The sequence below is a fragment of the Anaerobacterium chartisolvens genome (assembly GCF_003337415.1).
In the GTDB taxonomy this organism is placed as follows: domain Bacteria; phylum Bacillota; class Clostridia; order Acetivibrionales; family DSM-27016; genus Anaerobacterium; species Anaerobacterium chartisolvens.
In genome coordinates this window covers 81,000-107,248 of record NZ_QPJT01000015.1, presented here as the reverse complement: position 1 = coordinate 107,248, position 26,249 = coordinate 81,000, and the positions used below count along the sequence as shown (strand labels likewise).

Sequence of the window (26,249 nt, the reverse complement as noted above, 5' to 3'; positions counted from 1 at the left end):
GGTTTGTGTCAGCGGAATGTTGAAATATTTAGGCGTTTCAAGGTCAGGATATAATGCATGGTTAAAACGTTTACCCTCAGACAGAACAAAACGAAAAGAAATGTTAAAAGAAAAAATTCAGGAAATATATGATGAATCGCACCAGAATTATGGGGCACCCAAAATTACTGAAAAACTTCATGATGAAGGAGAAACAATAGCCGAAAAGACAGTCGGCAATTATATGAAAGAAATGGGAATAAAGGCACAGTATGTAAAGCCCTATACGGAGACAACTGTTAACTCTGATTTCAGTACTAAATTAGAAAATATTCTAAATGAGCAATTCAACCCAGATGAACCGAATGCCGTTTGGTGTTCTGATATTACCTATATTTGGACTTTTGAGGGATTTGTATATCTGACAAGTATAATGGATTTATTTTCACGTAAAATTATTGCATGAACATTAAGTGATACTTTAGAGACTGAATATGTAATTAGGACCACAAATAAAGCAAAAGAAAAGAGAAATGTGGATAGACCGCTAATCATGCATACAGACAGGGGATGTCAATATGTATCAAATGATTATCAGCAAGCAACGGAAGGAATGATCAGGAGTTATTCAAAAAAGGCTTATCCGTGGGACAATGCATGTATAGAAGCATTCCATGCGATTATAAAAAGAGAATGGTTAAACCGTTATAAAATAATTGATTATAAGCATGCATACAGGCTGATATTTGAATATATCGAAACATTTTATAATACAGTAAGAATTCATAGTCATTGTGGATATGTGTCTCCAAATCAATATGAAAAAGAATATAAAATATCAAAAAAAGATAACTTTGCTAGCTAAAAAAATTAGCATATTCTTACAGCAGGGCTAGCGGATAAAACTCCATATTTAATTTGTACTTTTTCTTGACATAGTACCACCATGTGGTTAGCACTAAAGTTGAACATCCTGAGCACTCCTTTGTTTTGAAAAAATATAGAATCTTATGTAGGATTTTTGTACGCTTCCTGGAAATTTATAAAAATTTCAGCCCGGTTGTAGGTTTCCCGTTGCTTCCCAGCATTGCAGGTTATCGGACAGAGCCGGGCCTCGATAAAATTATTGACTGGATCTCAAAAAAGTAAACATAGCACCGTTAGATTTTGATTTTTATGATTTGGAAAATAAATAAGTATTGCCAATTATTATGAAGTTTATGTATAAAACTTTTACAATTGGCAATACTTTATAATGAAAAGAAAACACGGCCGTGTATTCTGTAAACAAAACTTAACCAATATTACTTGCCTAAGAAGGATTTACATAAAATCCAAATACACAAAATTATTTACACTCCCATTTGAAGATAAATGAGCTGGCTTGGGTAACTTACCTGAGCAGCTTTTTTATTGCTCTGATTTATATAGATTTAAAGACGACTATTAAATTTTACTTTGAACACAGTGACACCTATCTATGTGTAGGGATATAATGAATATAGATAAGTATCTATATATAAACAAAATTTATATGAGGTGAACGCTTTGAACAAAAACTATGGAGAATATGCTATGTTAATGAAAGCATTATCAGACGAAACAAGAGTGAAGATTTTTGATATGTTGTCAGAAGGTGAGCTTTGCGCCTGCAAAATACTAGAAGAATTTAATATTACGCAACCCACACTTTCCTATCATATGAAAATACTTTGTGATAGTGGGCTTGTTGGAGGTAGGCGGGATGGCATATGGATGAAATACTCTATTCATAAAGAAGGCTTGGATTCATTAAAGTACCTTTTCGATAATATTGGTTCAAAAATCGATGTATGTAATGAATGCTGTTAAGAATAAGGAGATGATTTTTTGTTTATATTCGAGTGGCTCAATAACCAGCTGCTTAAGATGGAATGGCTAAGCAATCTGGTAAGGTTAATTGTCTCAAATGTTTTTGGGTTAGATGTTAACAGTAGATTAGGTGGAAGTATTCACTTCTTTATTTATGATGTAATAAAAATATTTATATTACTTACAGTTCTGATATTTACGATTTCGTATATCCAAAGTTTTTTTCCACCTGAGAGAACTAGAAAGATATTAGGTAGATACAATGGAATTTCAGCAAATATATTAGGAGCTTTGCTTGGAACTGTTACGCCATTTTGTTCTTGTTCTTCGATTTCGTTGTTTATTGGTTTTACCAGTGCAGGACTGCCAATTGGTGTTACATTTTCATTTTTAATATCTTCTCCCCTGGTAGACCTAGCATCAGTCATTTTACTTGCTAGTATATTTACTTGGAAAATAGCAATAGCCTATGTGGTTGTTGGGGTTATCCTTGCAGTTATTGGAGGCACCGTCATTAGTAAATCTAAGCTTGAGAAGTATGTAGAACCTTTTGTTTTTAGCAATAAGGTACTTGAGGTAGAACAAGAAGAGCTGACTACTCATGACAGAATCAATTTTTCAAGGGAACAAGTGTTAAGTATAATAAAGAAGGTATGGTTGTATATTCTAATTGGAGTTGGAATAGGAGCAGCCATCCACAATTGGGTTCCTGAAAGCATTATTTCAGCAGTTCTTGGTCAGGATAAATGGTATTCGGTTCTATTAGCCACTATCGTAGGTGTGCCTATGTACGCTGATATTTTTGGAACGTTACCTATAGCTGAAGCCTTAGTTTTAAAGGGAGTAGGACTTGGTACAGCCTTATCCTTTATGATGGTCGTAACTGCACTTTCACTTCCATCTATGATCATGTTAAAGAAAGTTGTGAAGATGAAGCTCTTAGCTATATTTGCGGGTATTGTAACCCTGGGCATTATTATTATTGGCTATCTCTTCAATGCTTTTGGTTATCTTTTGATGTAGGCTTTATAATCTTTTAAATATAAACTGAAGAGGTATATTATATAATTTAGGATTCTAATAATAGTTAAGGAGTGAATTACTATGATAATCAAGATTTTGGGTTCAGGATGTAAGAACTGTGTTACATTGAAAGAAAATACTGAGACAGCACTTAAGGAGGCAGGAGTAGAAGCAGAGATTGCTAAAGTAACAGATTTTAAGGATATTATGGCCTACGGTGTAATGTCAACTCCGGCATTGGTGATTGATGAGAAGGTTGTCTCTTTTGGTAAGGTTTTAAAACCTAAAGAAATTATAAAAATCCTTGAAAATATTAAGTAAGGGATAGTGATATTTAAATGATCACGAGCATTGAAAGTATCTGGGAGGAATTCAATAAGCCTCTTAAGAGTTTTATTCAAAGGCGGATTAAAAATGATCAGGATGTAGATGATATTCTACAAAATGTGTTTTATAAAATTCATAGCAGCATAAATAGTTTAAGGGATACAGAAAAGACCCATGCATGGGTGTACAGAATAGCAAGAAATACTATAGTTGATTTCTATAGAGCCCAAAAATATGAAGAGGGCATTATAGAATTATCGGAAGATATTTTAAGTGAGACAGATGATGAGTCGACAGCAAACGATGAAATTGCACAATGCGTAAAAGCAATGATTGAATATTTACCTGAAAGCTATAAACAGGCAATCTTATTAACCGAGTTTCAACATCTGACTCAGAAAGAACTTGGTGAAAGAATGGGCTTATCGGTATCAGGAGCGAAATCAAGAGTTCAAAGGGCAAGAGCAAAGTTGAAAGAGATGCTTTTAGGTTGCTGCCAGCTTGAGTTTGACCGTTTGGGAAATGTTATTGACTATCAGCATAAGTGCAATGATTGTAAATTCTGTTGAAATTAAGGGCGTAAAGTATGCGTCCTTTTTTTATATTCTGCGTCTTTATATGTGTAAAGTCTTTAGACTGAAAATATATAAGGGGTGTTTTTATAATGGTTGATAAAAACAATGTTTCTGTAAATTGCTCCTGTTGCTCAGATTGTGCAGATACTTCTCAGGATATCGAAACGAATACTACAAGTGGTTGTTTCTGTGGCCCAGGCTGCTGTGATACTCCGAAGGAAATGAAGGCTGAAAAAAAGCAAATTATTATTGATTTTCTATTTCTTGATCTGAGTGTTTGTACACGCTGCCAAGGGGCGGATTCAAGCCTTGACGAAGCTTTATCAGAAGTGTCAAAAGTTCTTGAAGCTACAGGAGTTGAAGTGGTCGTAAACAAGATTAATGTAATAAGTGAGGAGCTTGCCGTACAGCATAGATTCGTAAGTTCACCAACAATACGTGTAAACGGGCATGACATTCAGATGGATTTCAAAGAAAGTTTATGTGAGTCTTGTGGTGATTTGTGTGGAGATGAAGTTGATTGTCGGGTTTGGATATACCATGGCGAAGAATATACAATACCACCGAAGGCGATGATTATTGAAGCACTACTAAAAGAAGTGTATGGCAGTAATAGAGTTGATAAAGAAGAGAAAGAATATGTATTGCCTGAAAACTTGAAACACTTTTATGAGTCCATGAAGGGTAAAATAGAGAATACACAAACAAAAGATTCTTGTTGTTCTCCAACCTCAAAAAATAGTTGCTGCTGAAAGTTAGTGTGATGAGAGGCTATAATAAAAGCCTCTTTTTTATTTAAAATTGTAAGATAATGACTTGAGTCAAATGCTATTAGAGAATATATGAACGTTTAATTAAGTTGTACATAAAATGTTCTATGCACTGGTTCTTTTTTGTTAACTATTATAGCAAGGAGAAAGTCATTTAGTAAATCCTGTTGTTGACTGTTTAATTTAAGGAAAATAAGCTATAATTTATTGTAAGGCAAAAATCAAAGGCAGAGTTAAAATGGAAAGGGAATAGAGGTGAGACATATACCTAAATACACAGATGAAGAAATTAGAAAGTTTCCTAAAATCACCTGTAAGATAGCGGCTGATTATCTTGGGATATCGCCAATGGCAGTCAGTATTGGTATGAGAAATGATCGTCTCCCAATAGGATTTGCTATACATAATAAGGGCAAGTATTCTGATAGCTGGAACTATCAAATTATTGCAGAACGGTTGATTGCATATAAGTACGGGAAAATACCAGAAGTACAGGTTCAGAATATTGAAAAGAACCTCAACACGATTATTTCTCAGTTTGAAGAAATGAAAAAAGACCTGCTTTTTATATTAAACAAAAATACGGCGCAAAGGACTTAAAGCTTTTCGAATATGTGTTTTCACTTGGCTCCAAACAAGAAAGATTAAAGTAAATTGTTCAGAATAAAGCTCTCAAACCACAAGGTGTTTGAAAGTTTTTTACTTACTGGTAAAGTTGTAGCAGCACTACTAGGTGCCAGACAGAAATGATGACACTTCCGATGTGAAAGTGCGGAGGCGAAAATTTGGAAAATGTGGTTTTAAGAAACCTGTTTTTCGAAATATACCTTGCCGCCAAGGCCCCACTAGGTCCTCATGACATCATTTTTGTCTACTCAAGGCATTCTGAGGCTGTTGTGAGGATAGAACGTGGCTGAAACCTTGATAATGCAAGGTGTTCATGGGTTCTGGAGCAACGATGATTGTATTGGTATCCTTAAGGAGATTAAAATGATGACATATGGATCAGAGGTAAAAAGGGGAGTTCTCATATTGAGATTTCTCTGGAAATCAGTAAGCTAATTATCAGAAATTCTGAATTGTTTTGTGAATATGAAAAGAGCAGAAATGAGTAAATTTCGTCACTCATCTTTGTTCTTTTTAGCGTTTTAATTACAGTATCAATGCAAAGCAAAAAGAATTTTTTCTACTTCCTGAACCAGCGTTTCTTCTGATAGTTGCTTTTTCTGCACCAGCCACCATCTGACAGTGTGTATTATAGCGCCGGTAAAAAAAGATGAGGTTATATCAGGAGATGCTGGTACATTTATGCCCTTTTTTATACCGATTTTAATCTTCTCCGCTATATCTGAAGCAATCTGTTCTGAAAGAATGTCAAGAAGTGTGGGCAGTAAATTACTATTTAAAGCATTTTGAACAACTTGTTCATGCTCCTTGAAAAAAACGATCACATGACGGATGATGCTGAGATAAAAAGACTGAGAGTCTTTGTAGTCTGCTGAAGAAGGATTTATTGCATCAAAATCAGTTTGAAGTCGCCGGACAAAAAAACGAAAAAACTCATATTTATCAGCAAAATGCTTATAGAATGTTGTTCTACGAATCATGGCTCTTTCACATAATTCGTTTATGGTTATTTCTTCAAAGTGTTTCTCGCTTATTAGCTGTAAAAAAGCCGCTGTCAATGATTTATATGTGCGGACAATCCGTAAGTCATATTTATTTTCCATGCTTATCCTCCTTTTCGGAAACAGATTGGCGAGATCTGTCTCTTATATTACAATGCAAGGTCTTTTGACTCTTGAATTGATGATGGAATTATTCTACACTTAAAAACAACAAATGTCAATTATATAACATTTGTAAGCTAATAAGGAGGTTATATAAATGGGTACAGAAATATTGTTTGAGCCAATTCAAATTGGAAACGTTGAATTGAAAAACAGAATTGCGATGTCACCAATGAATATGGGCTATACGGGACCGGAAGGGTATGCGAGTGATCAATCAAATGCCTGGTATGCAGCCAGGGCAAGAGGTGGCTTTGGACTTATCATTACGGAGTGCGTAGTGGCTAACCCTTATCCATGGAGAGGCAGCGATTCGCTAAATCCGCTATTATGCGATAGTCAGAAGAAATATCGTTATTTGAGTCAGATGGCCGATGTGATTCATTCCTATAAGGGTGCGAAAGTATTTATGCAGCTTTCACCCGGTTGGGGACGGCAAGGACATCCGGATATGGTGAATGAAGGAATAGCTTCCGGCGCACCATCAGCTATTCCTATGGAAATGGATATACGCAATATGAACCTTGGCTGGGCAAAGCAGCTTAAGCGACTTGGCATTACTATGCTGGATCAGCTTGGAGGAGTAGAAAAACTTCAGAACTTGAGTGATGAAGAGTATGAAGGTGTTAAAGAAATAGTATTTCACTATTTAGAAAAGAATGCTCCTGAATTCTTCCATATAGTCAAAGGACATAGGGAAGAGGGCTTCTGATGAGAAAACTTCTGCCTCTGTTACAACAATAGAAAAGGAGACAAATAATATGCAGTCAGCTTATGAAGTTCTGGTTTCAACCCCTATGGGAGAGCTTCCGGGCAAGGTTAGCTTAAACATAGACGGAACCGCCTTAAGCGGAGTACTGTCTTTGATAAACAATGATAACCCATTCAGCGGTGGAACCATTGAGGATGGAAGAGTAGCTTTTTCAGGCGAATTGAAAACACCAATGGGAAAGATGCCTTACACTGTCACAGGTACATTTATTGATGGCAGGATAGAGGCAGTGGCAAAGACAAAGATGGGTAATCTTACAATCAAATCAAAATAATCAACGTACTGTTGTTTTTCCAGAGGATGAATGGGTGTACGGTTACGTTATGTCATTTGGTGAGTATACTGAGGTGATTGAACCTGTGCATATACGTGATCTTATTCAAGAAAGATTGGAAAAAGCTTTAAAAAAATATATTTAATATGACACAGTGTTGTCATGTTAAATAGTCTATAATCTAGATATAAATGATGAGGAGGGATTACTAATGAAAGAAAAGTATTGTCAATCTTGTGCAATGCCGATGGGGGATACGAATGAAATGTACGGAACAAATTCAGATGGAACGAAGAATGAAGACTATTGTAAGTATTGTTACTTGGAGGGGGCATTTACATCAGACATTTCTATGGGAGAAATGATTGAAGTTTGTGTTCCACACATGGTTTCTGCGAATTCTGGTATGAGTGAGGATGAAGCCAGAAATATGATGAAGGAGTTCTTCCCCACATTAAAACGCTGGAAAATAGGATAAATACAGAGTGGGCATAGATCTATTTCTATGCCTTCTTGTTTTTGAAAAGGAGTTTTTATTATATGTGATAACTATATTAATTTGGAAATGAATAATATAGCTAAAGAGCATTTAAACCTTATTGAAATAGATACATTAGAAAAAGCTAAATCTGTCCCTTGCGTATTAATAATTACGCGGTATTTTATGAAGGAAGGTTTAAAACTGTGCATTTACTGAATGAAGGATATTTGAATAAGAAGATTTGGGTGTAAGCTAATGATAAATTATAAAGAATACAAAACAATTCTGTCAAAAAAGAATAACATGAATATATATCGTGGTTGTACCCATGGTTGTATATATTGCGATTCCCGAAGTGAGATATATGGGATGACATATACTTTTGAAAATATAGAAGTTAAAACAAATGCCGTGGAATTACTTGATAAAGAATTATCTAAAAAGCGTGAAAAGTGTATGATAACTACTGGTGGCATGACAGACCCATATATACCCCTTGAAAAAGAATTAATGAACACAAGAAAATGCCTTGAAGTTATAGAGAAGCATGGATTTGGCGTATCTTTACTCACAAAATCAGATTTGATTTTGCGGGATATAGATATTTTGAAAAGAATAAATCAGAAATCAAAATGTGTGGTGCAAATGACACTTACCACTTATGATGAAGAACTTTGTAAACAATTGGAGCCGAATGTTTGCACAACCAAAAGGCGTTTTGAAGTCTTATTAGAAATGAACAAGGCAGGTATACCGACTGTCGTTTGGTTAACACCGATCCTCCCCTTTATAAATGACAATGAAGACAATATTTTAGGAATTTTAGACTACTGTAAACAGGCTAAAATCACGGGCTTGCTTGCTTTTGGAATAGGAATGACGTTGCGTTATGGGAATCGAGAATACTATTACCAAAAATTAGACGAATATTTTCCCAACTTAAAGAAGGAATATATGAAAAAATATGGTTCATCTTACGGAATTAAAAGTCCAAACAGTCAAAAACTCTCAAGAATAATAAAGAAGTTTTGTAAAGACAACAACATAATTTATGGGGAAAAAGAAGTTTTTAAATTTTGCATTCTTTTTCCTGAGAGGAATAAACAACTTTCATTATTTGATGGAGCTCAGTGACAGGTACAACAGACAACAAACGAAAATCTCTAAAGGTGTTCAAAACAAAAAATGGTTTGTACAAGCTTAAGCTTAACTAAGTAATGATGACGTATTGTGGTAGAGGTAAAAAGTAAGGGATTAAAACCACAATATGTAGTGGTTTGGGAGCGAAAAATGAATCAAAATCGAGGCAAAAAAGTACAAATTTTGAGCCGGATGTTTTGGCCGTTTTTATAGATGACGAAGGGTTGTTGGAGGAATATGACTTCCCAAATAACAATTTCATGCGGTAAAATCCAAAGGCATATCAGTCAGCAAACTTGATGCCTTTGTAGTATTATCAAAATATAACAGGCCCTTCTGATCATTTGATAATCAGAAGGGCCTGCGTCTCTTTTATATGCTTAAATATACAAAACTGGAGTTATTCGTTTTCCCGCAGCCGTTGCACTACGCTGTCTTTTGAGATATTTTTATACACCCGAATCGGCAGTGCGTAGGCTAAAAGCAGCAATATTGGAAAACAGAAGACCAGAGGCGAAAAGCTGAATTGATAGGTATATGCAGCGCTGCCCTGCGTTACAGCGTTGACAGCAAAGTAACTGACCCCATAGCCCGCCGTTACAAAGACAAGCAACGCCATCGACATGTAGTATATGCTTTCCAATACGAGCATCTTTTTGCTTTGTTTAGCGGTCATGCCTACGCTCTGGAGCATGGCAAGCTCCTGCTTACGGGAAAAAATGTTGGTCATGGTGGTGTTGACGAAATTCAGGATACCGATTAACAAAATCACGGCGCACAGCGTAAAGCCAATGAGCGCGAACTGCTGATTATCGCTTTTCATCTCCGCAATGTAATCGGCGCGGGAGCGAAAATCCACTTCGGGATTATCCGCAAGCAATGCCCCAATCTCTGTCTGGAGGCTGTCAACAGCGGCTTCATCCGCTATGACTGTGGCCGACATGATATTAGGGTTAGCAAGGCTTTCAAACTCGGATGAAGGGAGATAAACGGAAAACCCGGGCATTGAGATAAAATGCGCTCCTAAAGAGTTGAGTGCGCTATAATCCACCCGACCCATAACCTCATAGCTGCGTTTCTCGCCATCCTTGTCCAAAGAGAATGTGACGGTATCCCCAACTTGAATCATGCCCTCCCCATCAAATCCAAGCAACAGGTAATCACCGGACAAAAATTTCTCACGGTCAAAGTTTCCTTCGATCATGTTTTCCTCCAGCTTATCCAGCCAGTAGTTGTCAAAACCGTAGACCTGCGCATTTATAGAATCGCCGTAGGCGCTGAAATCCGTCTTTTCAATGATTTCATCGATTTCCTGTTCCGAGAGAGAGGGCTTTTCCGCTAAAATCCTTTTCCGATGAGAATTGATTAAACCGTCCTTCATATTTCCCTCTATGGGAACAAAGCCGTTTGCATAATAGACTTTGGCAACCTCCTGTACGCCGCCAAGCTCCTTAATATCAGACAGCAAATCCTCGCCTAATGTATAGCTTGGAGTATAGGGCTTGGCAAAGCTAAAGTAATCCGTGTCGGCAATTAGAAAATCGCCGTTAATATGACCTTGCAGGAACTTATTGACATCAAAGCTCCCCACTAAGGTGTAAACGACATTGAATAAAATCAGCCCGACAGACAGGGACGCGATGACCAGCGACGCTTTTTTTCTGCTGCGAAAGATGTTGGACCAAGCCATACGGGATATTTTCGCCCCATCTCTGCCGCGCTTGGTCTTTTTGGCGGTGGCGGCGGCAAGACCCGTATAGCGCACCGCTTCCACGGGACTGATTTTTCCCGCTTTTTTCGCGGGGCCGTGACAGCTTATCAGCACCGTAACCAGAGCAAGCGCCGCTCCAAGCAGGAATATCCACGGATTTGGGGGCGCCGGCATATAGTCAATGCTGAGAAAACCAAGCAGAACGGGAATTAGCACAATGCCCAGCAGATAACCCAAAAGCAGGCCCACAGGAATACCAACTACACAGAGCAGAAGCGCTTGAAAGTTGACGATGCGGCCAAGCTGCTTTTGCGTCGCCCCAATGGTTTTCAGCAGGCCGTAAAATCGTACATCGCGCATGACTGAAATATAAAAAATATTGTAGATGAGAAGATAGCCGCTTACTAGTATAATGGCGATAATGAGTGCCATTGCCGCAATGATTCCGACGTCCATGCCCGCCCTGTCGTAAGCGTCGTTAAAAAGAACGCCCCCGACCTCGGCGTCAATTCCCGTATCCCGCAGGATGGTATCCACATTTTCTTCAAGTTCAGACAGCTTTCCGTCTATATTGGCAGTCAGTTTCGTTGTGCCGTAATAACCGGCAACTATGCGTGTTTCCGCTGGATTCACACCTGCCAGCAGCTTGTCTGCCAGAGTGTCAGAGATATACAGGATTCCGTAAGGGTTCAGGTTTATGTCTATATCCCAAAACCCACAGACGGTAAAATCCATGCTGTAAGGCGTCCCGGCCACTTCAAAATCCAGATGCACGGTCTGCCCCAATTCCCTCGGCAGGTTCATCGCGTCCAGAATCCAGCTTGTCAGGGCGATTTCATTTTCCGCTTCGGGCAGCCGGCCTGTCGTCGGCTTGCTGAAAGTAAACTCTGCAAAATTCTCGTCAGCCGTATGAATTTCGCCTTGCGCCTGACGGAATACGCCTTCGGTTGTCGCGGTAATCAGCCTTGACAGGCCGTATTCCTCGATCAGCGGATGCTCAGCCACACGCTGCGCTTCATCTTGGGTAAGATATTGAAAATCCACCTCCGTACTGCGCCCGTAGCTGTGAATCAACATCTGCTGCATACCATCTGAGAGGCTGATGCCGATGGTGAACACTGCCGTAATCAGAACCGTGGTCAGCACAATGGCAATCAGCGCAAATAGGTTCCGGCTTTTATTCGCCAGAAAGCTTCGTTTGGACAGCTTTCTTACGACAGCCTGGTTATTATTTCTCATACCGTCACCGCCCTTCCGCGGCGAAGATTCTGCCGTCCTCAATCCGAATTACCCGGTCGGCAAGCTGGGCAATCTGTTCGTTATGGGTAATCATCATCATTGTCTGATGGAATTTAGCCGATGTCATCTTCAAAACTCCCAACACATCCTGACTGGTTTTACTGTCCAGATTGCCGGTAGGCTCGTCTGCAAGAAGAATAGACGGCTTTGTGGCAAGCGCACGGGCGATAGCGACGCGTTGCTGCTGTCCGCCTGATAAATTGTTGGGGAGATTATTTTTCTTCTCCGATAAGCCCAAAGTTTCAATAATATTATCCACAAAGCTTTTGTCCACGGCATTTCCGTCCAGTTCAATCGACAAAACGATATTTTCATAGACATTCAGAATGGGAACAAGGTTATAATTCTGGAATACAAAACCTACATTCCTGCGTCGGAAGATGGTAAGCTGTTCATCCGTCATTCCCGAAATATCCTTGCCGCCGACAATGACCTTGCCGCTTGTCGGCGTGTCCAAGCCGCCCAGCATATGCAGGAGCGTGCTTTTCCCCGAACCCGACGTACCGACAACGGCGACAAATTCGCCCTCCTGTATTGCCAAATCAACGCCGTCCAATGCCTTGACGGTGTTGGGGTCTTTTCCATAGTATTTTTTTAAGGCTTCTGTTTTCAAAACCGACATGCTATATACCTCCTTTTCCTGATACGATCATCATAAACCGCAATTCTTACAGGCTCCTAACAGAATCGGATTTATTTCTTACAGTTCTGTAAGAACGTTGAGAATGTCGTATATTTCCCCGGCTTGGAATCTACGAGGATATAGCCGCCCTGTTTTTGAAATATTTGTGAAGCTAAATAAAGTCCTAATCCAGCCCCGTCAACACCTTTTGCGTTTCGTCCCCGATAAAACCGCTTGAAAATAGAGTTCCACTCGTCGGGAGCAATTCCGATACCATAATCGGTAATGCTGATTTTTGTATAGATAGGCAGGGTTTCCACGGATATATTAATTTCTCCGCCCACTGAGGAATATTTGATTGCATTTTCCAAAATATTTGTGATTGCTTCACCTGTCCATTTGCGGTCATGCAGCAACGAAACATCCTCAAAATAAGCCGTTTGAATGGAAATGTTCTTCTTGGCCGCAGCACTGTATACGGTGCTGATGCTGTCAGAAATAGTCTGTTTGATACCTGTGGGCACAGGGGACAATTCGATGGCTCCTACCTCCAGCCTTGACATTTTTACAAGGCTGTCCACCATCCATTGCAATTTTTCCGTTCCCGTTTTGACACGCGATAAAAATTCCTGCCGCTCGGCTTCGGTTATACGTCCTTCCAGTAGCAGGTTGGTATACATGGCAACACCGGATAGAGGCGTTTTCATCTGATGGGACATATCCGATATGAAGCTTTGTATAATTTCTTTTTCCTGCTTGGTTTGAGAAATATCCATTGTGTTCATCTGAATAATTTTAACGGCTTTATGCGTCAGCTTGGAAAGCCTATTGTCCGCCGCCACTTCAAATGCTAGCTCTGTATTTCTGGCTAATACGCTGTCCAAAACCTGATCAATAGAATCAAAGGTTTTTTTTATATAGCGATAGCTGAAAAGGACCGTTAGGAAGCATATAGCAATGGCTGTGATAATCGTAACTGCAAGTGCCATCCCTACATACCCCCGTTCCAAATGTAGCCGATGCCGTGAATGGTCTTAATGATGTGAGGATTTTTGGGATCGTCCTCCAGCTTTGCGCGTAAGCGGCTGATATTGACGGGCAAGGTGTTTTCATCCACAAAATTCCCCTCGTTGTCCCATAGAGAGGATAATATTTGTTCCTTTGAAAGCACTTGCCCAGTGTTTGTCATCAGAAAATAGAGTAGCTTGTATTCCGTTGCGCTGATGGGTATTTCTTCAGCCTCCCGAAAGAATTTGCAAAGGTTTGTGTCCAACCTGTACTTGCTGGAAAGGATGATATGGCGGTTTTCAGCCTCCGTGCGGCGGAGCAGGGCTTCCACTCTTGCACGGAGAACAGAAAGGGAAAAGGGCTTGGTAATATAATCATCTGCGCCTGCCAACAGACCGGACACCTCGTCCGTTTCCAAATCACAGGCAGTCAGCATAATAATAGGAACTTTCGAATGTGTCCGAATCTCTTTACATAGGTCCATCCCGTTTCCGTCCGGCAGTCCCAAATCCAGTATGATAATGTCAATCTTATGCTGTTCCAGCATCCGCTTTCCGTCCTTAATGCTGCCTGCTGAAACAACGTCGTAGCCATCCCTTTCAAAGGTAAACGCTATGCCTCGGCTTAGATTTTCGTCATCTTCCAATATCAAAATTGTTTTCATATTATTTATCTCCCTAACCACTCAGTAAACTCCTGCAAGCTGATTTCTCCACTATCACATCTGGCTTTTTCTTCTCTTGCCTTTTCGCTCCAAGCGTAAAAATCCTCCTGCTCGATTTTCCCCGCCTTAATCCAACCAAAGCGCTTCTTGTATTCCCGGCGGTAGACCTTGAAAACCTCATCATCTTTCCGCTTTTCATTCCACAGGTTGATGGCTCCCATATCCTTGCAGGTGCGCCCCTTATCGTCAATCGAACGATTACAGTATTCCGCATCAGTACGCCCGGAGATGGCAAAATACCGTCCGCAGTTTTTGCAGATACGCATGGGATGTTCACGCTTTACGCATTCCCGGACAAAATAATCTATAATGTCATAGATATTTTTCGGATACAGAACCTCGGTAAAGGTCTTACGGTCAATGACCTCAAAGCTCATGGGCTGGGGCTGAAATTGAAAGGTATTTAACCGGTCACTTCCACGGTAGTTATAGTACCGCACCATCTTTTTCTGCACCGACTCCTTGGGGCTAGTGTCCAAATCCAGCACATGGGCAAAGAGTGTTTTAATCTGCTCCTGCATGGTGTGAAGATTGGACGGAATGTGCGTCAGCTCCTTGTGGGGCAGCAGGTCAACAATGTTCTCATAATTCTGCCGCTTTGCCTGTCCCAGCCGTTCCTGCCACTCCAGACGAAGCAGCTCAAAGTAGATATGTTTGGGCACTACCATATCCAGCGCAGCGACAACCTCATCCGCATACCGCTGTTCTTTGGAGGAATATAGATCCATGATTGCCTTGCCTATGCCGTCAAACAACTCGCCATATGCCCAAGCATCTAAATAGAGCAGTTCCATCAGGCTTGTCCCAAAGGGCAGGTCTTTTTTCTTTTTCTGTTTATTTCCATATTCAAAGTGCTCTTTACCATCTGCAATCCAAACCTTGTACTGATATGCCATCCTTTGTCACCTCATCAACAACGACTTAACATTGATTATATTATACATTAGTCTTGACAATATTACAAGGCTTTGTTACTATATGGTCATGTACTAATTATTATAATTGTTAATGATTAGCCCCTAAAAAGTGAGGTGATGCCTATGATTGCCAAATAGCAAAAGCCGCCACTCCACGGCAATGGAATGACGGCTCGTGAAACCGAAGCGGTTTCAAAAATTGGTTGCGAGGAGCAGAAGACAACATTCCTTGGTTGCTTGGCAGATTCTTTGAAATGAAAAAGCTGTATCCGGGTGAAACTTATGATCAAGGTCCGCTGCTTGCCTTGTACGAACTGAATTATCGTTTCTATAAAAACTGATAACTATTAAAGAATATATGCGATTAGCGGGTGAAGTTGAGTTAACGCAAAATCGCGGCAGACAGACAGCAGAATGGGTATCAAAAGAGGCTATTGATGTAAATACAAATAAATGTTATAATTTTATACGATAATCGTAATTTATGATTATCGAAAGTTTATTATGAGGAGGTAACAATTTGGATGAAAACACTTTGATTCATAAACTGCTGGAAGTATTTGCGTATAAGAATGAATATCAGCTTCAAACTTCAAATATTCAGCCTCAGGATATGTATGTTTTGGAAAGAATATATTTTAACGAAAAAATGGCAGTCAAAGACATTTCAAAGCAGTACAGCATACCTCCGTCTACAATGACTGGAATTATTGACAGGCTGGAAAATAAAAAGCTGATTGACAGGTTAAGGACAAATAAAGATCGAAGGACTGTCGAGCTTATCACCACGCAACAAGGGAAAACAGCCGTAGAGAAACATATAAAAGAGGATAAGGTATTTTCAAAGAACTTTTTCAACACCCTTGATCATGACAAAAAGGAGAAACTTAAAGAGCTGCTTGAGGAACTAATAAACAACGTTAACAAAGAGGCCTTATTCTCGCTTGATTGAGGATAATATGGGGAGGTGCTTATTTTGTCATTGCTTGAATTTCAAAATGTATCTTTTGATAATGAAGGTAAAACTATTCTTAAGAATATATCGGTCAGTATAAAGCAGGGAGACTTTATTTCAATTGTCGGTCCGTCGGGCAGCGGTAAAAGTACATTCCTCAAGCTTTGCAACAACTTGATCAGTCCTGCTGCCGGAAGCATTATGTACAAGGGTAAAAATATAAACGAGTACAATCCTACGGAATTGCGGAAAAGTATAGCGTATTGTTTTCAGACACCATGCCTTTTTGGTGATATGGTAATAGAAAACATCAAATTTCCTTTTTCAATAAGAAATGCAAAGCTCGACCAAAACAGGGCGAGTGAGTTATTTTCCTTATTTCATATGTCATCCGATTATCTGGATAAGGGTGTAAGAAACCTTTCAGGCGGTGAAAAGCAAAGGATAGCACTGATCAGGAATTTGCTTTTCAAGCCGGAAGCTCTGCTCCTGGATGAAATCACCTCCGCACTTGACACGGACAATACTCAAATCGTTGAAAATGTCATAGCTTCATTGAATAAGGAGGGTGTTACCATACTCTGGATAACACATAACCGTGAACAAAGCAGGAAATATGCAAACAAGCTTTTAACAATAGAGACTGGTGAAATAAAGTCATTGGAGGTTATAAAATGAATGGTTCGAATGCAATTGACATTACTTCTTTGCTTATCGCATCTTCTCTTGTACTGGTGACGCTTTTCTTTTCCTACTGGCAAAAGCTCAAGCTTGAAAAAGAAACCATAATTAGTGTAATCAGGTCGATAATTCAGCTTATTGCCGTAGGATATGTTCTGGAATATGTATTCGGCTTCAAAAGCCCTGTTTTTACAACCCTTCTGCTGATTTTTATGATCTTCAATGCGGCATATAATGCTGCTAAAAGGGGAAAGGCTATTAAAAATGGCCTTACTATATCCTTCTTATCTATAGCGGCAGGAACGGTAGTAACTCTGGCAGTCCTCGTTTTTTCAAAAACAATTCAATATGAGCCGTACCAGATAATCCCGGTCAGCGGCATGATTATCAGCAATGCAATGGTTGCACTGGGACTATGTTATAAACAGATAGCATCTGATTTTAAAAACAAGCGGGAGGAAGTGGAGACAAAGCTTTCACTGGGAGCGGACATACTGCCTTCCTCGATCGAAATTATACGCGACTCTATTAAAACAGGGATGCTGCCGACTATTGACTCTGCAAAAACGCTGGGAATTGTGTCGCTGCCAGGTATGATGACCGGACTGATTCTCGCCGGAACATCACCGATGGAAGCTATAAAATACCAGATAATGGTTACGTTTATGCTGCTCTCCACGACTTCCATATCTTCATTTATTGCCTGTTATATGTCTTATAGGGGCTTTTTTAACGGCAGAAAGCAATTAATCCTCACAAAGTAGCTTTTTTTAGGAAAGGAAATTTTTATGGAATATTTCCTTAAGACAGGTGCAGAAGCTTTGTGCCGGCGGACGTATTTCAGGTGCAAAGAGTCTTGGAGACGGTAATGTGTGAATCATAAATATGGCAGAAGGTGAAATATAAATGAAATCAAGTGAATTTAATAATTTATCCTTAGATGATCTAAGTGAAACAAAATATAATAATCGTACTAACCCCCACAGAATAAGATTAGCAGCTTCGAATTTTGCCGTAACCATTGGTATTATGGCATTGGTAACGCTCCTGTCTTTTTTATTCAGACACATCGATTTTCATGAATCAAATATAATTGTGGCATACATATTGGGTGTATTGCTTGCCGCAAAACAGACAGACGGTTATTTTTACGGGATTTTAGCCTCTGTAGTTGGCGTTTTGACATTTAATTTCTTTTTTACAGAGCCTTATTATACGCTTGTGACATATAGACCGGATTATCCTGTAACCTTTGTCATTATGCTTATAGCCGCAATTATTACAAGTACATTAACCGCAAAAGCAAAACAAGAAGCGAGGCTATCCCTACTACGCGAAAAGAGGGCACGGGTGCTTTATCAAATCAGTAAAAGCCTGCTGAAAGTCAGAAATATTAATCAGATAGCTGAAGTTGGAGTAACCAATATAGCAAAACTATTTAGCCGTTCGGTAATAATCTCGACGATTAATTCATCGGAAGCTTTAGGAGAACCATATATTTATTCATTCAACAATGATGAGCGTACCAATATTTTTAAATCATTCAACGAAATGCAGGTAATATCAGAGACATTTAAAACAGGAAATCCCGGCGGTGCGGATACAAATACGTATGTTAATAGTTCTGCCTATTATATTCCGATAAAAGGCCAGAGTGGTACTCTCGGAGTTGTAGGTGTTTCTTGTTTTGATAATAAGCTTTTATCAGATGAGCAAAAAGCACTATTAGAGACGGTTACAACGCAGATTGCACTGGCTGTAGAGAGAGAACGGCTGTCAGAAAAGCAACAAAGGTCAAAAATGGAGGTAGAGAGGGAAAGACTGCGTGGGAATCTTTTGCGTGCCATATCTCATGATTTAAGAACTCCTCTTACCGGAATTTTGGGCTCCACCGCCACAATTCTTGATAATGATGATGTTCTTGATAAAAGTGTGAAAATAAAACTATTGCAGGGTGTTTATGAGGATGCAAGCTGGCTTATACATTCAGTAGAAAACATTTTAAGTATAACACGGATTGATGAAGGAAGAATTGAGATGAAAAAGAATATGGAGGCGGTAGAGGAAATTGTTGCAGAAGCTGTTTCAAGGATTAAAAAGCTCGCCGCAAACCATACCATAAAAATAAATATACCTGATGATTTAATCATGCTGCCGATGGATGGAACCCTTATTGAGCAGGTACTTGTAAACCTTCTTGACAATGCGATAAAATATACACCGTATGGCTCAACAATTGAAATAAAAACGCAGGTTAGTGATGAAAAGGTAGTGTTTGAAGTGTCAGACAATGGGGCTGGAATATCAGAAGATAATATACCCTTAATATTCAACAGGTTTTACTCTGCTGCAACCATAAATGATACAGGAAGACGTGGTACCGGGTTGGGGCTTGCAATATGCAAATCAATTATAACTGCACACGGAGGAGAAATTTCAGTGTTTAATAACCCATCCGGGGGTGCGACATTCAGGTTTGAACTACCTGCGAAGGAGTGATATTAATGGATAATAAACCCTTGATTCTTGTTGTTGAAGATGATAAGCCTATTCGTAATTTTATATGTGTATCCCTTGAAGCACAGGGCTATAAGTGTATTGATGCACAAAACGGTAAAGTAGCTGTTTCACTTGTTTCCTCCCATAATCCGAATATTATAGTTATTGACTTGGGACTGCCGGATATTGATGGTCTTGATGTTATAGCTATGGTAAGGCCGGTTACTAAAGCTGCAATCATTGTAGTGTCCGCACGAGGGCACGAGCGGGAAAAAGTTGAAGCCTTAGATAGCGGGGCTGATGATTATTTGACAAAACCCTTTAGTGTTGCGGAGCTTTTGGCACGTATCAGAGTGGCGTTAAGACATTCAAATCAAAGCAGTCAATCAGAAAGTGATTCTCCGGCCACATTTTTGGCAGGAGAATTAAAAATTGACTTTGAAAAACGTCGTATTTTTCTATCGAATGAAGAAATACACCTTACACCTATTGAATTCAAGCTTATGTCACTAATGGCGAAGTATTCAGGGAGAGTTTTAACTCACAAATATATACTAAATGAGGTTTGGGGTACATTTTCAGGAAACGATACTCAGTCACTCAGAGTTTTCATGGCGAACATTCGCAGGAAAATTGAAAAAGATCCTGCACAGCCGAGGTATATATTAACCGAGGTTGGAGTAGGATATCGTCTGGCAGATGAATAGATATTAAATAGATTAGTTTAGTTTGAAGCCTTTAATAACAGGGCTTCTTTTTTTTCAAAAATCTTAACAAAATCTTTATGCAGTCAATGGTATTCTTAACACCAGATTTATATACTTTTTGATATCTTATAACATTATAAGTACTTATTATAAAGGCAAGACATGAAAAAACAGGACACTTGAGAAGGAAGGAGCATATCAAATGAAGAAAAAAGATTGCAGCTATATAATAGTAGCAGGATGCAGCAGGTTTGGTGCAAATATTGCATCAATGCTATCATCACAGGGTAAAGATGTTGTTGTTGTAGATAGTAACAGTTCATCTTTTCGAAAGCTGTCGCCTGATTATAGCGGATTTAATATAGTTGCGGATGCAACTGACATAGATGAGTTAACAAGGGCAGGTATTGAAAAGGCAGATTTAGTTGTTGCAGCTACAAATGATGATAATACTAATATAATGATTGCACAAATTGCAAGCAAAATATTTAATGTTCCCAAAGTGGTTTCACGGCTTTATGATACAGAAAAAGAGATAGTATATCAAGACTTCAATACACAGATTATCTATCCCTCTAAGCTATCAATATGTGAATTTGAAAAGCTAATTTCACACACTGGAACGGAGGGATTAAAATGAATATAGTCATGGTAGGAGGACGGAAAAAGATCGATTTTCTTGCAAAATCCCTTCTTGAAAAAAAGCATCATATAACTTTGATTCATGATGATGAAAACTATTGCAAATATTTGTCGCGCACACATAATGCTCCTGTGGTTTTTGGTGATGGAAGCAAGCCTTATATTCTCGAGGATGCCAATATTGGAGGAGCGGATGTCATTATTGCTTTAACACCAAAGGATGCGGACAACCTGGTAATTTGTCAGCTTGCAAAAAAAGTTTATGGCGTAAAACGGGCATTTACTACTGTGAGTAACCCAAAAAACGTTGAAGTATTTAAAAAACTAGGTATTAATTCAGTAATAAGTGCTACCTATATTGTGGCAGGAATCATAGAACAAATGGCTGCCATAAACGAGATTGAAAATTTTATATCAATTGAGCAAGGAAAGATCGTTATGATGGAAATTGTTGTACGGGAAAATTACCCTGTGTGCGGAAAAACTCTTGCTGAGATTGGCTTTCCTGAACAGGGTATAGTTGGATGCATTATAAGGGGTGTAAATAGCATTATTCCTAGAGGTAAGACCAGAATTCAAGCTGATGATAAACTTATAATCCTGTCGCCTCCTAAAATTCAACGAGAGCTAATTGAGCTTATAGTGGGGAGAGATGATATTTAATGCAACTCAATGGTAAAGTTATAGAAAGCTATAAGGCCGTTTTAGGATATATCGGTATATTAACCATGATTATAGGCGGCATTATGCTATTACCGATATTTGTTATTCTTATATATCCAAATGAATTGGGATATGCTCTAAACTTTGTTATTCCTGCAGCTATAGCAATTTTGCTGGGTTTTTTCTTAAGTCTTTTAATCCGTGGTAAAAAAAAGCGGCAGTTATCACTCAGGCAGGATACTGTAATCGTTATTGCTGTTTGGCTTTTGGCTGCTTTTTTCTCTGCAGTGCCATTTATGCTATCTAAACAGCTAAACTTTACGCAAGCTTTTTTTGAGGCAGTCAGCGGTTGGACTACTACAGGACTGTCTGTTGTTGATGTTACTGCTACTCCTAAAATATATTTACTGTTTAGAAGTATCATGCAGTTTTTCGGCGGAGTAGGATTAGTCTTAGTAATGCTTTCGGCCTTATCAGGAACATATGGAATGAGGCTTTACAATGCTGAAGGCCACTCGGATAAACTTCTTCCTAACCTTGCAAAGTCAGCAAGAATAATTATGTCTATTTATGCAGGGTATGTTGTGGCGGGTACAATTCTTTATGTGTTTCTTGGGATGCCATTATTTGATGCAATAAACCATTCAATATGCGCACTGTCGACAGGAGGATTCTCTACGCAGGTTGACAGCATAGGCACGTATAAAAGCCTTCCCATTGAACTGGTAACAATAATCTTAATGCTTATGGGAACAACAAACTTTGCAGCGCACTTGCTCTTGATCAGAGGGAAGTTCAGAAGCTTTTTTAGAGTGGGAGAGATGCGGTTCATGCTGGTTTTACTGGGACTTATGATACCTATTGTTTCATTTGTCTCTTTAAACGGAATTTATGGAAATATACCTCAGGGGTTAAGGGCTTCTGCGTTTCAAGTAGTAACAGCCCTTAGTACTACAGGCTTTTCAACTGTTAGTTTTAACAGCTGGACACCGTTCCCGATTTTTCTATTAATTGTCCTCATGCTGATTGGGGGAGGCGCAGGTTCAACCGCAGGCGGAATAAAGCAGAATAGAATTTATTTATTGTTTAAGGCATTTTTTTGGCAATTAAGAAAAAAATTCTTGCCTGAGCACTTGGTCAATGAGGATTATGTTTATAGGCCGGAAGGCAAACTTTTTATAGAAGAGAGACACATCTCAGAAGCTTCAAATTACACTTTCGTATATATGGTAACATTCTTCGCGGGTGTAAGTATAATGACCGCAAATGGTTATTCCCTTCAGGATTCTTTGTTTGAATATGCTTCAACTTTAGGTACTGTAGGACTATCGGTTGGAATTACACTTCCTACAACACCTCCCATTGTTTTATGGACGCAGATCGTAGGTATGTTGTTTGGCAGACTTGAGATTTATGTAATTTTTATTGCAGGTATTAAAATTTTTAAAGATGGAAGGAACGTTATTGTGAGAGCTGCTAAAAATAAAGGTACATGGTAATATTGAAACATTTTGACTTACTTAGGGACGCTCCTGTTTAATTCATGAAAATCTAAAATAAGCCTATTTATATAAAGGGAGATTTATTCTTTTAATTATAATACTATCGTATTTCCACTAATTTTGCCAGTTTATCAGCTGTTCCTTCTTCGGGAAGAGGCGTATAAACAATTATCTTAAACTCATTATAATCAGGAAGCAGCAATGTTGTAGCGTGCAACGCCAAGCTGCCCGCTTGTGGATGGTTCAACCGCTTACATTTCCCGTGGGCAGCTTGAATGTCGTATTTTGTCCACCAATTGCGAAAGTCGGAGCTGACATAATTCAGATCATTTATAAGTTCTGTCAACCATGGTTCGCCAATATATTGGTCAATGCTGAACCGAAATTGTGCAATGCATCTTCTGGCTTCATTCTCCCAGTCAACAATCAGTTTTTTTTGTGACGGATGAGTGAAGAGCAACCAGATAAGGTTTTTGTCACGGGATGATAAGGTGGTATAATCTGAGAAAACTTTAGCAGCACTTTTATTCCAGGCGACAATATTCCAAAATTTGTCCAGCATATATGCGGGACAAATTCCGAAAGCATCGAGTACTTGTTGTAATTGTGGGCTGATACAATGCATATCTTCGCTGCTGAGGCTTGACGGGGGTAAGTGATCTTTGGCAAGCAGGAATAAATGCCTGCGTTCCGCCCAGTTAAGCTGGAGGACCCGTGATATGCTTTCCAGTACCTGATCTGATACGGTTATAGGTCTGCCTTGCTCCAGCCAGGTGTACCAGGAAACACTTACTCCAGCCAGCTGCGCCAATTCCTCCCGGCGAAGTCCGGGAGTCCGTCTTCTTGGGGAGACAGGTATTTTGAAATGTTCAGGATTTAAACGTTCTCTGCGGATCCGAAGAAAATTGGATAATTCAGTTCTCCGAATTTTATCAGTACTCTGATTTTTTATGGTAGTAGTATTAATCATAGGATAAACACACTCCTATACCCTGAATATTGTTTTTGAGATAATAATATCATGAAAAAATTGGGCAGCAAAGATATAATCGGTAAATACATAAAATGGGAGGTTGTGTTATGTCTGTAAAAGGGAAAACGGCATTAATCACAGGAGCATCAAGCGGTATAGGCTTTGAATTATCAAGAATTTTTGCAAAGAACGGGTATGATTTGGTTTTAGTTTCACAGAATGAAGGAAATCTTAACAAAGCCGTATCAAAACTACGTGAACAGAATGGAAGTACTCGGATCACACATCTGCCGGTAGATTTATCTCAGCTATCGAGCGCACAAGAAATATACAGCTTTATTAAGGAAAAGTCTATACAGGTAGACGTACTGATCAATAACGCAGGTATTCAGGTATACGGAAACTTTCATGAAACAATTCTTGAAGACAATGTTCAGTTAATGTATGTTAATATGTTTACATTAACAAAGCTGACACGGCTTTTTCTGGATGATATGGTTAAAAGAAGGGATGGAAAAATTCTTAATCTGGCTTCAACCGGTGCATTTCAGCCTTGTCCGTTGAATGCCGTCTATTGTGCTTCAAAAGCTTTTGTACTTCACTTTTCCGAGGGAATTGCAGAAGAACTGAGAGGCTCCGGGGTTACGGTTACAGCGTTGTGCCCAGGCGCTACAAGAACGAATTTTGCAAAGAGGGCAAAAATTGAGGACACAAGAATGTTTAGCCGCAGCCTTATGGATGCAGGCAAGGTTGCAGAGATCGGGTATTCTGCCTTGATGAAAGGAAAGGCTGTAGCTGTTGCGGGGATTGGGAATAAGTTGATGACAGAATCAATCAGGTTGTCTCCAAGAAGTATTGTAACTAAGCTCGGAAGGCAACTGATGATTAGAACAAAGTCGTTTTAGGTAATATATTGATGCTAAAAAAATCAACGCTTATTGGTTAAATTTTACAATTTGATTCCATTTTATATTGAATAATTTGCCGTCTGCTTTTGAATTATCGGAATAATACTTCTTGACTTTTATTCCGATTTATGCTATACTGTTCAATGTGAAGGGAGCGGTTACGATATGAGTATGCCATATATATCTGCCTTGCAAGCTGCCGCCAAGTGGGGCATTTCTGACCGCCGCGTTCGCGTGCTTTGCAGCGAGGGCAAAATTCCCGGCGCGGTGAAGCAGGGCAAGAGCTATAAAATACCGGCGAATGCGGAGAAACCTGCCGACGGGCGCGAAAAGCCCAAAGAGCGGCTTCGCTATTTGAAGTGGGATAACGCCGTTATCGCAACGATTGATTCCGCTAACAATGTGAAGTTTGGCGAACCTGAGTTTAACTCTGTTGTGTCCATGTACACCCACGGCGCAGATAGCTGGAGTGCGGAGCGGTTTACTGAGTTCCTTTCCGAGCGTATAGTCAGTCGCGACAGGCGGGATATTGAAAACATACTGTTCCGCTGCGGTTTATCAAACTATGATGTTCTCCGCATTGCGCAAATTACTCACGGCATCCATCCGAAAGATTTACTCTGGATTTCAAACAGCGAAGATGATCAGTTGGATTCGGTAATTACCGATGTTTTCGATTCAGTTTTCCACCAGCGCATTGACTTAGCCGGCGACAGCATTGACACGCCGGAGGGCTATAACATTAAGCGTTACGGCGTATATGATGGACAATACGGCATCTATAAACAGCGTATCAGTCCGCTGATTACCGATGTGGAATCCGAAGTTGCGGTTTTCCTTCTGGCGCAAAAACTCGGTGTACCTTGCTGCCCGGCTTATCGCATTGACAAGGACACGGTGTTCTCGGCTTTCCTGTATGACTTCTCAAAAGAGTACATCGTACATTTTCGCCGCCTGTTTGATGGAGTGCGTTCGGATAACGAGTATAAAAACCTTGTGTCAGTTCGTCCGCAGTACAAAGACGATATTGCGAAAATGATTCTACTGGACTTCATCACTCGACAGGACGACAGGCACCTTTCCAATATCGCCATTAAAATGAGCAATGGTGCAGAGAGCTTTTATCCTCTATACGATAACGGGCGCAGTCTGTTTTACGAGGATACCGAAGAAATGGTGCAAGCCGCCGTCGCCGAGCCGGAGCAATACGCAACGACATTCGGCTACGCCGGTACCTACTGGGATTATGTGAAAGAGATTGCAAGGGAGCGGGGCGGATTATCCGGCTTTCTGAATCTGGAAATTGCTGAGGCGGAAATTACGGATATTCTCAAAGAGGCCGGGTTCACAGGTTACCGCCTGACCGGTGCCACTCGGTGGATAATGAAAGCAATTGAGATGATTAAGTCTCTGTAAGCAAAGAATAAATGAATCTCCTTCATTCGTATTGTGTTTG

General features: G+C 39.6%; 32 protein-coding genes. 25 read left to right on the top strand and 7 right to left on the bottom strand.

From position 1 onward, the window contains the following. Positions 1–16: 16 nt before the first annotated feature. The 9 genes from DFR58_RS22405 (at position 17) to DFR58_RS22520 (ending at position 5,442) form a co-directional block, all read left to right on the top strand. Positions 17–445, top strand: a complete 429-nt coding sequence (locus DFR58_RS22405) for an IS3 family transposase (RefSeq protein ID WP_242987638.1) — start codon at positions 17–19, stop codon at positions 443–445. Between the two features lie 87 nt (positions 446–532). Further along, entirely contained in the window at positions 533–844 is a 312-nt protein-coding gene (locus tag DFR58_RS22400; protein WP_242987636.1) for an integrase core domain-containing protein, read from the top strand. A 674-nt stretch (positions 845–1,518) separates the two neighbouring features. Further along, positions 1,519–1,830 (top strand): ArsR/SmtB family transcription factor, encoded by a 312-nt coding sequence (locus tag DFR58_RS13525; protein ID WP_479722745.1) that lies wholly within the window; start codon positions 1,519–1,521, stop codon positions 1,828–1,830. An 18-nt stretch (positions 1,831–1,848) separates the two neighbouring features. Next, positions 1,849–2,853, top strand: a complete 1,005-nt coding sequence (locus tag DFR58_RS13520; RefSeq protein ID WP_114298385.1) for a permease — start codon at positions 1,849–1,851, stop codon at positions 2,851–2,853. A gap of 81 nt (positions 2,854–2,934) precedes the next feature. Continuing rightward, on the top strand, positions 2,935–3,174 hold the full coding sequence (locus tag DFR58_RS13515) for a thioredoxin family protein (RefSeq protein WP_114298384.1): 240 nt from the start codon (positions 2,935–2,937) through the stop codon (positions 3,172–3,174). Between the two features lie 17 nt (positions 3,175–3,191). Beyond that, entirely contained in the window at positions 3,192–3,749 is a 558-nt protein-coding gene (gene sigZ, locus DFR58_RS13510; RefSeq protein ID WP_114298383.1) for an RNA polymerase sigma factor SigZ, read from the top strand. 95 nt (positions 3,750–3,844) lie between these two features. Continuing rightward, complete coding sequence (locus tag DFR58_RS13505) at positions 3,845–4,507, top strand: DUF2703 domain-containing protein (protein ID WP_114298382.1); 663 nt, start codon at positions 3,845–3,847, stop codon at positions 4,505–4,507. Between the two features lie 273 nt (positions 4,508–4,780). Then, complete coding sequence (locus DFR58_RS13500) at positions 4,781–5,125, top strand: hypothetical protein (RefSeq protein ID WP_341457406.1); 345 nt, start codon at positions 4,781–4,783, stop codon at positions 5,123–5,125. Positions 5,126–5,310: 185 nt separating this feature from the next. Further along, a complete protein-coding gene (locus tag DFR58_RS22520; RefSeq protein ID WP_278278814.1) occupies positions 5,311–5,442 on the top strand; it encodes a hypothetical protein in 132 nt (43 codons plus the stop codon). A 243-nt stretch (positions 5,443–5,685) separates the two neighbouring features. Here DFR58_RS22520 and DFR58_RS13495 read toward each other — a convergent pair whose 3' ends face one another. Continuing rightward, the gene (locus tag DFR58_RS13495; RefSeq protein ID WP_114298381.1) at positions 5,686–6,255 is read right to left on the bottom strand and encodes a TetR/AcrR family transcriptional regulator; all 570 of its coding nucleotides are present in this window, start codon (positions 6,253–6,255) and stop codon (positions 5,686–5,688) included. A 157-nt stretch (positions 6,256–6,412) separates the two neighbouring features. Here DFR58_RS13495 and DFR58_RS13490 point away from each other — a divergent pair, with 157 nt between their 5' ends. From DFR58_RS13490 to DFR58_RS13465, 6 genes are all read left to right on the top strand, one after another. Next, a complete protein-coding gene (locus DFR58_RS13490; RefSeq protein WP_242987634.1) occupies positions 6,413–7,027 on the top strand; it encodes an oxidoreductase in 615 nt (204 codons plus the stop codon). A 49-nt stretch (positions 7,028–7,076) separates the two neighbouring features. Continuing rightward, positions 7,077–7,361, top strand: coding sequence for a hypothetical protein (locus tag DFR58_RS13485; RefSeq protein WP_114298380.1), 285 nt, complete (start codon positions 7,077–7,079; stop codon positions 7,359–7,361). Beyond that, the gene (locus tag DFR58_RS13480; RefSeq protein ID WP_114298379.1) at positions 7,339–7,506 is read left to right on the top strand and encodes a WCX domain-containing protein; all 168 of its coding nucleotides are present in this window, start codon (positions 7,339–7,341) and stop codon (positions 7,504–7,506) included. Before DFR58_RS13485 ends, DFR58_RS13480 begins: the two co-directional genes overlap by 23 nt. Positions 7,507–7,572: 66 nt before the next feature. Next, on the top strand, positions 7,573–7,839 hold the full coding sequence (locus DFR58_RS13475; RefSeq protein WP_114298378.1) for a zinc ribbon domain-containing protein: 267 nt from the start codon (positions 7,573–7,575) through the stop codon (positions 7,837–7,839). A gap of 158 nt (positions 7,840–7,997) precedes the next feature. Next, positions 7,998–8,093 carry a YoaP domain-containing protein gene (locus DFR58_RS13470; protein WP_242987633.1) on the top strand — a complete coding sequence of 32 codons (96 nt, stop codon included), beginning with the start codon at positions 7,998–8,000 and terminating at the stop codon, positions 8,091–8,093. 4 nt (positions 8,094–8,097) lie between these two features. Continuing rightward, complete coding sequence (locus tag DFR58_RS13465; protein ID WP_114298377.1) at positions 8,098–8,976, top strand: SPL family radical SAM protein; 879 nt, start codon at positions 8,098–8,100, stop codon at positions 8,974–8,976. 406 nt (positions 8,977–9,382) lie between these two features. Here the strand turns inward: DFR58_RS13465 and DFR58_RS13460 are convergent, their stop codons facing one another. The 5 genes from DFR58_RS13460 to DFR58_RS13440 form a co-directional block, all read right to left on the bottom strand. Then, positions 9,383–11,932, bottom strand: a complete 2,550-nt coding sequence (locus tag DFR58_RS13460; RefSeq protein WP_114298376.1) for an ABC transporter permease — start codon at positions 11,930–11,932, stop codon at positions 9,383–9,385. A 4-nt stretch (positions 11,933–11,936) separates the two neighbouring features. Further along, positions 11,937–12,614, bottom strand: coding sequence for an ABC transporter ATP-binding protein (locus DFR58_RS13455; RefSeq protein WP_114298375.1), 678 nt, complete (start codon positions 12,612–12,614; stop codon positions 11,937–11,939). Positions 12,615–12,685: 71 nt separating this feature from the next. Then, positions 12,686–13,603: a sensor histidine kinase gene (locus DFR58_RS13450; protein ID WP_114298374.1), complete on the bottom strand. Its 918-nt coding sequence runs from the start codon at positions 13,601–13,603 to the stop codon at positions 12,686–12,688. A gap of 2 nt (positions 13,604–13,605) precedes the next feature. Further along, on the bottom strand, positions 13,606–14,286 hold the full coding sequence (locus DFR58_RS13445; protein ID WP_114298373.1) for a response regulator transcription factor: 681 nt from the start codon (positions 14,284–14,286) through the stop codon (positions 13,606–13,608). A gap of 5 nt (positions 14,287–14,291) precedes the next feature. After that, on the bottom strand, positions 14,292–15,242 hold the full coding sequence (locus tag DFR58_RS13440) for a DUF6076 domain-containing protein (protein WP_114298372.1): 951 nt from the start codon (positions 15,240–15,242) through the stop codon (positions 14,292–14,294). A 541-nt stretch (positions 15,243–15,783) separates the two neighbouring features. Here DFR58_RS13440 and DFR58_RS13435 point away from each other — a divergent pair. From DFR58_RS13435 to DFR58_RS13400, 8 genes are all read left to right on the top strand, one after another. Then, on the top strand, positions 15,784–16,215 hold the full coding sequence (locus tag DFR58_RS13435) for a MarR family winged helix-turn-helix transcriptional regulator (protein ID WP_114298371.1): 432 nt from the start codon (positions 15,784–15,786) through the stop codon (positions 16,213–16,215). Positions 16,216–16,239: 24 nt separating this feature from the next. Further along, positions 16,240–16,896: an ABC transporter ATP-binding protein gene (locus DFR58_RS13430; protein ID WP_114298370.1), complete on the top strand. Its 657-nt coding sequence runs from the start codon at positions 16,240–16,242 to the stop codon at positions 16,894–16,896. After that, positions 16,893–17,663 (top strand): ABC transporter permease, encoded by a 771-nt coding sequence (locus tag DFR58_RS13425; RefSeq protein ID WP_114298369.1) that lies wholly within the window; start codon positions 16,893–16,895, stop codon positions 17,661–17,663. Before DFR58_RS13430 ends, DFR58_RS13425 begins: the two co-directional genes overlap by 4 nt. A gap of 142 nt (positions 17,664–17,805) precedes the next feature. Beyond that, positions 17,806–19,398, top strand: a complete 1,593-nt coding sequence (locus DFR58_RS13420; RefSeq protein ID WP_114298368.1) for an ATP-binding protein — start codon at positions 17,806–17,808, stop codon at positions 19,396–19,398. 5 nt (positions 19,399–19,403) lie between these two features. After that, positions 19,404–20,105, top strand: coding sequence for a response regulator (locus DFR58_RS13415; RefSeq protein ID WP_114298367.1), 702 nt, complete (start codon positions 19,404–19,406; stop codon positions 20,103–20,105). 202 nt (positions 20,106–20,307) lie between these two features. Continuing rightward, complete coding sequence (locus DFR58_RS13410; RefSeq protein WP_114298366.1) at positions 20,308–20,745, top strand: potassium channel family protein; 438 nt, start codon at positions 20,308–20,310, stop codon at positions 20,743–20,745. Beyond that, complete coding sequence (locus DFR58_RS13405; RefSeq protein WP_114298365.1) at positions 20,742–21,410, top strand: potassium channel family protein; 669 nt, start codon at positions 20,742–20,744, stop codon at positions 21,408–21,410. Before DFR58_RS13410 ends, DFR58_RS13405 begins: the two co-directional genes overlap by 4 nt. Positions 21,411–21,475: 65 nt before the next feature. Beyond that, positions 21,476–22,909 carry a TrkH family potassium uptake protein gene (locus tag DFR58_RS13400; protein ID WP_242987631.1) on the top strand — a complete coding sequence of 478 codons (1,434 nt, stop codon included), beginning with the start codon at positions 21,476–21,478 and terminating at the stop codon, positions 22,907–22,909. Positions 22,910–23,012: 103 nt separating this feature from the next. Here the strand turns inward: DFR58_RS13400 and DFR58_RS13395 are convergent, their stop codons facing one another. Next, positions 23,013–23,882 (bottom strand): helix-turn-helix transcriptional regulator, encoded by an 870-nt coding sequence (locus DFR58_RS13395; RefSeq protein WP_114298363.1) that lies wholly within the window; start codon positions 23,880–23,882, stop codon positions 23,013–23,015. Positions 23,883–23,992: 110 nt separating this feature from the next. Here DFR58_RS13395 and DFR58_RS13390 point away from each other — a divergent pair, with 110 nt between their 5' ends. Together DFR58_RS13390 and DFR58_RS22565 are read left to right on the top strand one after the other, a co-directional pair. After that, a complete protein-coding gene (locus tag DFR58_RS13390; protein WP_114298362.1) occupies positions 23,993–24,790 on the top strand; it encodes an SDR family NAD(P)-dependent oxidoreductase in 798 nt (265 codons plus the stop codon). Between the two features lie 168 nt (positions 24,791–24,958). Further along, a complete protein-coding gene (locus tag DFR58_RS22565; RefSeq protein ID WP_207659231.1) occupies positions 24,959–26,209 on the top strand; it encodes a hypothetical protein in 1,251 nt (416 codons plus the stop codon). The last annotated feature ends 40 nt before the right edge of the window (positions 26,210–26,249 follow it).